Consider the following 10,196-nt stretch of genomic DNA (forward strand, 5'->3'; position numbering starts at 1 on the left):
TCGTCGGGGGCAGATTCCACTCGTGAGCGTGGACGAGAGGAACCGAGCCGGTCTCCCGCAGACGCGCGACGACGGTCAATATTCCGTCGTCGTAAAGGGATCCGCCGCTGCTGATTCCGGCTCTGTCGAGCATGGTGCGCCAGCCGCTGTAACGCAGCCCGGGCCGAGTTGTTGGCGTTCACCACGTTCCCCAAGGAGATCTGGCGCGGTGGCCTCGGCGATCACCGCACATGCGTCAGCGGCGTTGGCGGCGGTCCGGCAGATACCTCGCAGATAGGGTGATGACACCGGCCGGAAAGGCGCTGAAAACGCTGCTACTGAGTAGTGTTCAGAATTAGCCTCGCGGCCGGAAATCTATTTGCAACGTGATGTCGACCCCTTGCTGAGTGGCGTCGGCAATCCGATCCATCAGGTCATACGCCAGATCCCGATACCGGGCTTCCCACCTGGTCGTATCAAGGTGACTGGTGTCAGCCGCGAGGAACTCGCTCCATGCGGCGTGCGCGGCCGTCACTGCTGCAATCACGTCATCGGTTCCGTCGGCAGTCATAGAACGATCCTCCTCTTCTCGAGGACGCCCAGCTATTCGAAGCCTTCCAGGTCGGAGCAGCCCGAACGGCCTTTCCTCGACGGGGTCAAGCGCGCTGGTGCGTCGGGCCCCGCGACGGCGTGAAGCGAGCTCCGAATTTCGGATACGTGCTGATCAGGGCGGTGGCTCGGCTCCGACCTGGTGAGCCAGGCCCCGTCGGGATCCGGCCCAGTTTCGGCGTCACCACAGCCCGTGCCGGCGTTACGATCGGGCCATGGGACTGGGCGCCGTGGCGCGAGCGCTGATACGGGCCGCGTACCGGCTTGTTCGTTTCCCGCTGCACCTGGTCGACGACGTGGTGTTGCCGGTGATCTTCGAYGAGCAGGCACCGGTGCGGCGGGCGTACGGGAAATTCCTCCTCGACTGCGACGGCGCCGCGGCGTACCTCCTCGCCGACGACACGGCGGCGGTCCGTGCCGCCATTCTCCGTGGACGCAGCGCCGCCTTCCACGATGCGATCGCCCGCCACCCCAGTAGCCTCCACACCGAATCCGAGGTCGTGATGATGCACCACCGGGCACGTTTTCGAGAACGCCGCAGCGCCACCAACCCGCCCGGACACTCGACAACCCGCCCGCCCCGGTAACACCCCCCCCAGGACTGAGGCATGTGACAGAAATCGATCGATTTCCGACACGAGGAAATGCTGCTCGCCCCGGGCAGGACAAGACAGGTCGAGTGTCAGGTCGCCGGTACCGAGTCACCTGCCTCGGTAAGCGCGCGAGTGCCACTGCACCKACGGGCTCGCGGGCCTGCATCGGAACGATTGCGACACGATGGTGGGAAGCAGTGATGGCGCTAATCTCATAGTTCGGTCGCGGCCCGCGAGTGTGCGACCCAGAGTTCGGAATTCCCGACGAGGAGGCGGTGTGCCGCCTCGCAGACCCCCTGCTTTCCTTCTTAGTGCCGGCTGTCCTCGGTGGCATGAGGTTGGGCCAGCGGCGGTACCTGCGCTAGGTGTTCCCGAACAATCTCTGTCATCGTCTTCCGCTGATTGATGATCGTTGAGTAGCACTCGCGCAGTCCAGATAGGTCGGGCACGGACCGCTGAATCACTGCTTGCTGCGAGGCGGTCGCACTCAATTCGTGGAATCGCCGCGTATCGATGTACAGCGTCTTAAGAGCCGCGTGTGTATGTGGCTCACTCACGATGAGGTGCGCAGTACTAAATCCCATTTCTATGGACATCAGGCCTCGTATCCAGATCTCGGCCTTAGCCATGAACTCTGCAGCTGCCTCGTTGGTGCGTGGCATCGAGGGCACATCTTGCAGGAGTTCCAGGAAGGATTGGAATGGGAAGGCGAGGTTTGCTATCTCTTCCCAAATCGGCGGAATGCAGCGGATCTGTTCAGCGCGGCGCTGTGCGTCAAGTTCATTAGCGAGCAGTTCGTCTGACTTCATGAGCTGTGCGGTATGCCGAGCTTCAGCAGCGACCATCTGTTCAACCGAAACTGCGTGTACCCGTTCCAGCTCTTTCACTAGGCGTTGGTCTGCCGCTTCTAGTTCACGGGCAAGGCGCTCATCGGCCTCAACCTTCGCGTCAGCTGCATCATCTCGCGCGCGCTTAATCTGCCAGAGCGCGACAACTACCGCTGCCAGCGCCCCGAAGCCGCCGACCCAGCCACCGGCCGCTGACCATTGATCGACGCTGAAGCGGGTGCCTGTGATGAAGACGAAGATATAGTGGCCGGCCACTACAGCCAGGACTAAGAGAACAACCGCTCCCATACCGGCTGCCAGGTACCACGCCAACTTCTTTGTGTCACGGGTGGACTCTAAGGTAGGGGCGGCTCGGCAAACTTCTCTGCAGTCCGTCGCTTGTCCCTGATGTCGTTCACCGGTGACGTTGCCGCCGCACCCCATCTTCAGCGCCGACCAGTCCCGGCCCCGACTCTCCCGGTTCGGCAACCGCACACTCAACTCCGCCATCCATGTCGTCGCCCTGAGTCAGGCAACGGTCTCGGGCAACGAGGATCACGCCTATACCGGGCGCAAACTCGACGAGGGCAAGACCGCCCGCGAAGCCCAACGCCGTCTCGAACGGCAGGTCACCAAGACGCTGTGGCGGACCATGCGCCGAGACGAAACCCGCCGCCGCCTTGAGTCCGGAGGCGTCCCCGAGGGTGTCCCGTTCAGCGCCCGGGGCTGAAAATCTTCAACCACTGATTCGGCTCTATCCGACCGATTACCGTTTTCTGTGTCGGCCTTTCTGAGCCGCCCGGAAGGTCCCGACGCCCCGGGATGGTCACCCCCGGTCGGGCTGTCGGTGGCTATGCGCCGCGGCGGGCGCGGGCGCCCTCGACCACGGACTGCTGGAGCACCCAGGTACCGCCGACACGGGTGGCCGGCAGCACCTTGCCCTTGATCGCCTTCAGTACGCCCTGGCGGGTCATTGACGAGGCCGTCGGCGGCCTCCTGCACCGACACCAGCGGCGGAGGTCCATCGCGTCGGTGAGGCGATCGAAATCGGCGGTGGTGAGCACCCGCAGCGACCGCAACGGCCAGGGGGAGGTCTCCAGGACCGCCAAGGCCGTCGAGGTGGCCTGCCGCACCGATTCGGCGGGGATGGTGAACACGACCTCGACGTGGCCGAGTTCCGAGCGCGCGGCCGCGCCGCACAAAGATTTCCCTGCAACGTCATTCGCCGCATCCACCATGCGGATGACCTAGGGTCTTGGCGAGCTTCGAGCGTTGTGGCGGTCCCGCCGGGCACGCCGCCTGTCCGGATCGAGCCTGCGTCGCATGTCCTCGGACGCGTCCGGACCGGCGACGAACTCGGCCCTCATCGAGGACAGCGGCCGGCCACTGTAGTGATCGACGAACTCGGGGACGATCTCCGATCCGGTGACCTGATCGACCAGGACGACGTTGCGGGCCGTCCGCCGCGTTCTTGGTCCCCCAAAGGTACAAGGCCACGATGACCGGGCGTGGTCACGCCCCTTGTCTGTGACGATGTACTCATAGCGGGCCTGTTTGGTCGAATACATCGCGGTGATTCGGATCGTATTGTTGCAGTTACGGTGTCCCGTAGCACCGTCTCGTAGGCGTCGTCGAAATCCGCCTGCTCACCGCTGGAGATTGCGATCGCGCGATCTGGGCACGCACTCATCCCGGCGTCCGCCAAGGCTGAGGAATCCGCCCGTAATCTGGTCCGCGCCCGCGAGGCCTCGCGGCAGGATCACGATCTGTGACTGCGGCAGCAGCGGTTCGCATAGGCGTCGACGCGCGGTATTTGATCTGGAGTTGTCTGGACACGGCACGGCAGCGACGGTCTCACAGGTACCGAATTGTTCGTGGTTGGCGAACGCCAGCATCGGGTGAAATCCGAACTCCCTGTTGTACGTGGCGGATGCCTAGTCCTCTCGGAACGGGCGGTCACCAACGTCGCATCGAGGTCGATAACGGTCGGGGTGATGCGTGATCGTACTGGTCGCCCGCGTGCGATCTGGTGTTCCGTCATGTGGTGGCACGCCGGTGTCGATCGCGCCGAGGACCGCGGGTGTGAGCAACCGAGGTCCATCGCCGCACTCTCGCGACGCCGTGTGCGCAGGTCATCGATGCCAGGCTGCCCGGCAACCCCTCTGTGCGCCCCAGGGTGGAAGGCGTGATCTCCGCCCCATCGGTTTGATATGTCCCACGCGTCGCGCGAGGTCGCGACCTGACTGGGTGCGCGGCACCTAGTCGAGCTGCGTCCTGTCTACGCATCCCACTTCTCGCAAGAATTGGATCACCAAGTTGTGAGAGAGGATCGTGATGGATGAATCCGGAACCACCATCGACCGGGCAGATGTCATCGGCATGTGGGTGACAGCAGACGGCTTCATTCGCCAGGAACTGCGTGCGGATGGGCGGTACGACGAGGCGCGTGGCACACGGCTGGGTGCGTACACCGGAAGTTACACGGTGACAGGAAACCATCTCGACTACATCGACGACCTTGGTTTTACCGCAACAGGAGACATCAGTGACGGGGTGCTGTTCCACGAGCATCTCGTCCTATACCGAGAGGACAAGCAGTCATGAGCGAGCACAAGGTAGTCCTGATCACGGGGGCAAGTAGTGGGATCGGGGAGGCGACAGCGCGGAAGTTAGCCGCCGACGGCCACCACGTCTTTATCGGCGCACGGCGCACAGAACGACTCGAGCACTTGGTCCAGGAGATTGGCGATGCCAACGGCGGTGCAGCATTCCGCAAGTTGGACGTCACTGACGTAGCCGACGTCCAGTCCTTCGTGGAGACTGCCCGCGAGCGTTTCGGTCGCGTCGATGTAGTGGTCAACAACGCCGGAGTCATGCCCCTGTCGCCGCTGGCCGCGCTGAACATCGACGAGTGGAACCGGATGCTCGACGTGAATGTTCGTGGCGTTCTCAATGGCATCGCCGCAGCACTACCGGTCATGCGGGCACAAGGTAATGGACATTTCGTCAACATCGCATCCGTCGGGGCATACGAAGTGGTGCCGACAGCGGCGGTCTACTGCGCGACGAAGTTTGCGGTGCGCGCGATCTCCGAAGGGCTGCGACAAGAATCGTCAGGCGATGTCCGTGTCACCGTCGTCTCTCCAGGTGTGACGGAATCTGAATTAGCGGATAGCATTTCGGACGACATGGCACGCGAAGACATGAAGGCATACCGCGCCGTCGCACTTCCGGCCGCGGCGATAGCCAATGCGATCGCGTTCGCCATCGATCAGCCGGCGGATGTGGACGTGAACGAGATTGTCGTTCGCCCCGCCGCGAGCGCACAGTAGTTCGGCCGGACCGAGGTGGTCGTCTCCCGACGAGACGGCCACCTCAGACCACTCGTCAATTTCCGGATGTCGTCATGCCGATTGCCGATATCGCCCTCAGATACACGGCATTTGGTCGCAGACGCTGTGGCCCGGCTGGACAACACTAGTTGGACGGGTTGGTGACATCTGCGTACGTCCTCCCCCTGATCTGCCTTGTGTGCTCGCTGTGACGGGCACAAGCGTACCGAGGATGATGAAACCCGGAAGCGACGCCGTATCTGCAGCCAGGCTGGGCGGTCCGGTTGCTACCACAGACAGTGCTGAGGACTGTCCTTTGCCCGCTATAAGATACAGCGGCGAGTTGACCGCCTGTCCCGTGGCCGGTCCGGCCCGATGCTGCCGCGTTTTGCAGACCATCCTCGGATGGGCGTCATCACAAACGTTTCCGGGGCGTCATTTCGAGGACAGTTCGTGAAGAACGGCGTCCTCTCGGGTCGCGGATGCTCCGAAACGTCACCGCACGGCGGCAGCCAACCCGCCTTCGTAGAAGCCGGTGATGAGCTGGCGAGCCTGCTCGGCAGGGATTCCGTCGGCGTCGAACTCGGCGTCCCAGGAAACAACGGTCTCCCCTGACTCGCCGTCCCGGGCGACGGCAACGGTTGCCTGGTAGTTGCATACGGGAATGGACCCACCAACCATCTTGTAACTGTACGACTGCTCGGTCTGATTGATCAGTTCTTCGATCGCCTCACCACCACCTTGCAGAGCGACGCAGCGGACGCTGTTCCGGCTGTCGTCGCGTGCAGTGTGTTCGGCATCGGGATGCCAACGATGGATGGCAAAGAAGTCTCCGATTCTCCCCCACACCAACTTCTGGTCCAGCGGGGTACGAACTTCTGCATGAACTGTCAACATGCTCCTCGGATCCTTTCGTGGTTGCTGTGGGTCGTGTGGTCCGGATTCCGCGCCGGACGCTGGGCGTCGGCGATGGTTCCACTGTCGCCGAAGACCGGCCCGTCTGTCGTGGGTGCAGTGCACCCACCCACTACCAGGCAATTCAGAACTAACATTGGGAAATGCCTTCCAGCGAACTCGGACATTTCCTTCGGTCACGTCGTGCTCAGGTTTCACCGAAGGACGCAGGAATTCACGGCTATGGCACTCGAAGAGTTTCAGGCCTTCGACGTGAGGAAGTCGCGATCCTTGCGGGACTGAGCTCCGATTACTACACCCGCTTAGAGCAAGGGCGCGAACGTAATCCGTCCGCTCAGGTGCTCGATGCTCTCTCGCGCGCGTTGCGCCTCGATGCCGACCAGGAAATGCACCTGTACCGGTTGGCCCGGCTGGTGCCGAGCGCCCGCGGGTCCAGTGCACGGGAGTCGGTCAGTCCGGCACTTCTCCAGTTGATGGATACCTACGACTCGACTCCGGCGTTCGTGTTGAATCGGACACTCGACATTCTCGCGTGCAACCGGCTCGCCGAAGCGCTCTTCTCGCCGTTCACCGCTGCTGACAATCTGCTGCGGATGGTGTTTACCGATCCAGCGGGAGCGTCTTTCTACGCCGAGTGGCATCGCGCGGCACAGGCCACCGTCGCAACATTACGTTTGGCCGTCGGCCACGACCCGGATGATGCTCGTCTCACCCAGTTGGTCGATGAGCTGTCGGCGGCCAGCCCCGCGTTTCGCCAGTACTGGGAAGAGGGGCAGGTGCGGGGCAAGACACTGGATGCGAAGGAGCTCGTTCATCCCGATGTGGGAACGTTGAGCTTGACGTTTCAAGCTTTCGATGTGCGTGACAAGCCGGGACAACAGTTGGTGATTTATCAGGCGGAGCGCGGGTCCCCGAGTGATCAGGCGCTGAAGTTGCTTTGTTCGCTCACTGCGACCAGGGACCGGGAGCGGCGGGAGGCGGAAGCAAGTTCGCCCGACTGACGTCGCGCGGCTACCGACCCCCACTCCTGCTCCCATTTGCTGAGCTTGAAACGGGGCTGCACACGGGTGCCGGGATATTGACTAGTCGATCAACGATGGCCACTTCGTCATCCGCTCACGGAGGTCGATCGCCTCACCGTTCTCGGAGAACGTTCCGTCGCCGCGGTGATGGATCTCGCCCGTGCCTCGCTTCGAATCGTCCACCCACACATGCTGGGCCTGGACAATCCAGAGTCCGTAGTCATCGACGAGGCGATCGTCGACGACGCGGCATTCGATATTCGCGAAGCACTCCGCGACGAGGGGGGCCGCAACGGATGCCGATGCCAGCGGGGTGAGGCCGAAACGCTCCCACTTGTCGACGTCCGCACCGGATACGTTCCCGACGTCGACGACCTGCTCAGCGAGTTCGATGGCCGGGATTGCAATGACGCACTCGCGGGTGTCGCGCAGCGTGTCGAAGCTGTAGTCCCACGGGCCGAGCACGAATCCGATGAGACCGCCATGTTGCACGGGCATGTTGAAACCATTTGTCATCAGATTGTCATGCCGTCCGTCGGACGTCGAAATCATGATCACAGGGCCTGGCTCGATCAGTCTGTGCACTTTGGAAATTGGGTACGGGGAGAATTGATCCGGACCAGTCATGCGGTTTTCCTTCCGATCAGGTTGATTACCTATAGTTTTCAGGGTTCAGCTGATGGTCGCGTGGCCCTTTCACACCCCCCTTGGAACTTGACCGGTTGCCTTAGAATCAAGCCATGGCGAGCACTGAGTTGGGGGAATTTCTGCGGGCCCGACGTGCTGCTGCATCACCGGATTCTGTTCCGTTTGCGTCCGCGGGACCTCGGCGAGTGCCGGGGTTACGCCGGGACGAAGTGGCCATGCTGGCCGATGTCAGTCCTGACTACTACCGCCGGCTGGAGCAGGGCCGTGAACGTCACCCGTCCCAAGCGGTCCTCGAGGGGCTCAGTAAGGCTCTGGTTCTTACTTTCGAGGAACGTCGGCACCTCTACTCGCTGGCAGGTGTGGCGTGGCGACTCGACGGTGCCGAGCTTCGCCGGGAGGTCGATCCCGCGTTACTGCGTTTGATGGAGTCCTGGGAGCGCTCCGGCGCGTTCGTACTCGATCCGGTCTTGGACATCTCGGCGATGAACTCCCTGGCGGTGGCGCTGTTCGAACCGTTCGCTGATACGACCAATCTCGTGGAGATGGTTTTCTGTGATCCGGCCGCCCGTGAGTTCTTTGTCGATTGGGAGGAGTCGGCGAAATCAACGGTCGCCAGTCTACGAGCGACCGCCAAGTTCTCCTCGACTCCTCACCGGTTCACCGACCTCATCGCCCGGCTCGAGGCCGGAAGCCCTCGTTTCTGCGAGCTGTGGGCCCGACATGAGGTACAGCCGAAGACTCATGAAGTCAAACAACTGCGCCATTCCACCGCCGGCGAGCTCACGATCGAATTTCACGCATTCGGTGTCCCAAGCGCGCCCGGTCATCAGCTTCTGGTGTACCAGGTCGAGCCCGGCTCGCTCGGCGAGACCCGTCTGCTCGACCTGGCGACACACCGCATCGATGCCGGTGTACGTAGCGCACAGCCCGCTGGGCAGGCGGACCGACCCACCGCGTCAATGGATTAGATACGAAAGCAGGCCGAGCAGCGCCGAACCACCCAGCGGCTTCATCGGGGTCGTGCACTTCAGACTCAAGCCGTGAGGGCGGAGAACCGCCAGTCGAGGACGGAGGCGTCGGTGCGGTCGCGGTGTGTGAGAAACACCAGTGAGTGAAGGTGCAGGACCTCACGGTCGCCGAGGGCGTCGGTGCCTTCGACCTGCAGTTCGCCTGTGAGGATGTCGCCTTCGGAGACCGGCCCGGTGTGATCGCAGGAGGTCCAGCCCAGGACCGTTCACCAGGTTCGGGAGGACACGGGTGGCCTGGCCGAGGCGATGCCGATCATGTGCCGCCGTAGACGAGGCGGCCGGCGGCGCTGACCCGTTCGTGGTGGGTGGCGGCGATGTTTGAGCTTGAGCCGCGCCAGTTTCGGGGCGCTCGAGACCATGTCGCCGCTGCTGCCGAACACCGCCCCGAGCCCGGCATCGAAATGCGTGCCCGGCACCCGCGTGCGGTACGCGTCGATGCCGGTCAGCGCCTCATCGACGATCTCAAGGTCGCGTGCGGTCTCGTTCTTCGGGAGCACGATGTTCGCCAGGCCAGGCCAGGCGCACGCGGCGAGGTCGTCCCGTGTCCAGGGGGGTGGTCAGCCCGTTCACCCGCACCGACACACTGCCCTCGCGCGTCGGTCTCGGTCACCAGTCGGCGCACGAGGTCGCGGGCCTGCTCCTTGTTTCGGCGGTGACGGAGTCCTCAAGGTCGAGACCCACCCTCCCCTGCGGTCGAGGCCAGCGCCTTGCGCGCCTTCCATTTGTCGGAACCGGGCGCGATCAGCACTGACCGCCGCCGCGTAGCGATCTCATTCACCACAGTCTCCTTCGACACTATTCATCCGGTTGGTTTTTGGTTTGCAGCACGCCTGATGGAGGCGAGCGAGAACATGCACTGATCAGTCAAAACATCTACTAACACACAGTTTCATCGGTTGCACTGTGAGCGCACCGCTAATCATAGGGAGGATACGTACGGATGAATTGGGTAACGGTTTTGCGGTTTGCCTGGGTGTGGTGCACCTAGGCAGATCGCGGCCTGTTCGCCCACCCCGATCACGCCGACGATGGAATCCGTACCCCGAGGAACCACACCTCGAAACACCACCGTCAAGGAGACACACCCCATGAGCCAGGTCCTGACCGGAACCCCCCTCACCGGCCGCATCGCCGTCGTCACCGGCGCCTCCAGCGGAATCGGCGAAGCCACCGCCGAACGACTCGCCCAACTCGGCGCCAAGGTCGCCCTCCTCGCCCGCCGCACCGACCGCATCACCACCAC

At 63.0% G+C, this 10,196-nt stretch carries 12 protein-coding genes and 1 pseudogene; 7 read left to right on the forward strand and 6 right to left on the reverse strand.

Translation table 11 applies throughout. From position 1 onward, the window contains the following. Window positions 1-334: 334 nt before the first annotated feature. Window positions 335-550 carry a hypothetical protein gene (locus tag AC1D1G_RS06955; protein WP_095869789.1) on the reverse strand — a complete coding sequence of 72 codons (216 nt, stop codon included), beginning with the start codon at window positions 548-550 and terminating at the stop codon, window positions 335-337. 253 nt (window positions 551-803) lie between these two features. Between AC1D1G_RS06955 and AC1D1G_RS06960 the strand changes: the two genes are divergently transcribed. Further along, on the forward strand, window positions 804-1,175 hold the full coding sequence (locus tag AC1D1G_RS06960; RefSeq protein WP_477951577.1) for a hypothetical protein: 372 nt from the start codon (window positions 804-806) through the stop codon (window positions 1,173-1,175). A gap of 314 nt (window positions 1,176-1,489) precedes the next feature. Here AC1D1G_RS06960 and AC1D1G_RS06965 read toward each other — a convergent pair whose 3' ends face one another. Then, complete coding sequence (locus tag AC1D1G_RS06965) at window positions 1,490-2,284, reverse strand: hypothetical protein (RefSeq protein ID WP_477951578.1); 795 nt, start codon at window positions 2,282-2,284, stop codon at window positions 1,490-1,492. Between the two features lie 145 nt (window positions 2,285-2,429). Here AC1D1G_RS06965 and AC1D1G_RS06970 point away from each other — a divergent pair, with 145 nt between their 5' ends. Further along, window positions 2,430-2,738, forward strand: coding sequence for a hypothetical protein (locus AC1D1G_RS06970; RefSeq protein WP_095869786.1), 309 nt, complete (start codon window positions 2,430-2,432; stop codon window positions 2,736-2,738). 121 nt (window positions 2,739-2,859) lie between these two features. Here the strand turns inward: AC1D1G_RS06970 and AC1D1G_RS06975 are convergent, their stop codons facing one another. Then, window positions 2,860-3,246, reverse strand: coding sequence for a helix-turn-helix domain-containing protein (locus tag AC1D1G_RS06975; protein ID WP_477951579.1), 387 nt, complete (start codon window positions 3,244-3,246; stop codon window positions 2,860-2,862). Window positions 3,247-4,342: 1,096 nt separating this feature from the next. Between AC1D1G_RS06975 and AC1D1G_RS06980 the strand changes: the two genes are divergently transcribed. After that, window positions 4,343-4,612, forward strand: a complete 270-nt coding sequence (locus tag AC1D1G_RS06980; protein ID WP_095869784.1) for an Atu4866 domain-containing protein — start codon at window positions 4,343-4,345, stop codon at window positions 4,610-4,612. Continuing rightward, a complete protein-coding gene (locus AC1D1G_RS06985) occupies window positions 4,609-5,340 on the forward strand; it encodes an SDR family oxidoreductase (protein WP_167117966.1) in 732 nt (243 codons plus the stop codon). The genes AC1D1G_RS06980 and AC1D1G_RS06985 overlap by 4 nt, the downstream gene beginning before the upstream one ends. A 495-nt stretch (window positions 5,341-5,835) precedes the next feature. Here AC1D1G_RS06985 and AC1D1G_RS06990 read toward each other — a convergent pair whose 3' ends face one another. Next, complete coding sequence (locus AC1D1G_RS06990; protein ID WP_095869782.1) at window positions 5,836-6,237, reverse strand: SRPBCC family protein; 402 nt, start codon at window positions 6,235-6,237, stop codon at window positions 5,836-5,838. 161 nt (window positions 6,238-6,398) lie between these two features. Here AC1D1G_RS06990 and AC1D1G_RS06995 point away from each other — a divergent pair, with 161 nt between their 5' ends. After that, window positions 6,399-7,256 carry a helix-turn-helix domain-containing protein gene (locus AC1D1G_RS06995; protein ID WP_095869781.1) on the forward strand — a complete coding sequence of 286 codons (858 nt, stop codon included), beginning with the start codon at window positions 6,399-6,401 and terminating at the stop codon, window positions 7,254-7,256. An 81-nt stretch (window positions 7,257-7,337) separates the two neighbouring features. On the opposite strand, the gene AC1D1G_RS07000 is transcribed toward AC1D1G_RS06995, so the two are convergent. Continuing rightward, window positions 7,338-7,904, reverse strand: coding sequence for a flavin reductase family protein (locus AC1D1G_RS07000; RefSeq protein WP_172652430.1), 567 nt, complete (start codon window positions 7,902-7,904; stop codon window positions 7,338-7,340). Between the two features lie 113 nt (window positions 7,905-8,017). On the opposite strand from AC1D1G_RS07000, the gene AC1D1G_RS07005 reads away from it, so the two are divergent. Beyond that, window positions 8,018-8,893, forward strand: coding sequence for a helix-turn-helix transcriptional regulator (locus AC1D1G_RS07005; protein WP_095869779.1), 876 nt, complete (start codon window positions 8,018-8,020; stop codon window positions 8,891-8,893). A 65-nt stretch (window positions 8,894-8,958) separates the two neighbouring features. Here the strand turns inward: AC1D1G_RS07005 and AC1D1G_RS07010 are convergent. Continuing rightward, window positions 8,959-9,722, reverse strand: a pseudogene (locus tag AC1D1G_RS07010) (aldolase/citrate lyase family protein). 319 nt (window positions 9,723-10,041) lie between these two features. On the opposite strand from AC1D1G_RS07010, the gene AC1D1G_RS07015 reads away from it, so the two are divergent. Continuing rightward, a partial coding sequence (locus AC1D1G_RS07015) for an SDR family NAD(P)-dependent oxidoreductase (protein ID WP_477951582.1) occupies window positions 10,042-10,196 on the forward strand: 155 nt, incomplete at its 3' end.

The organism is Rhodococcus sp. P3_B8 (genome assembly GCF_056402775.1).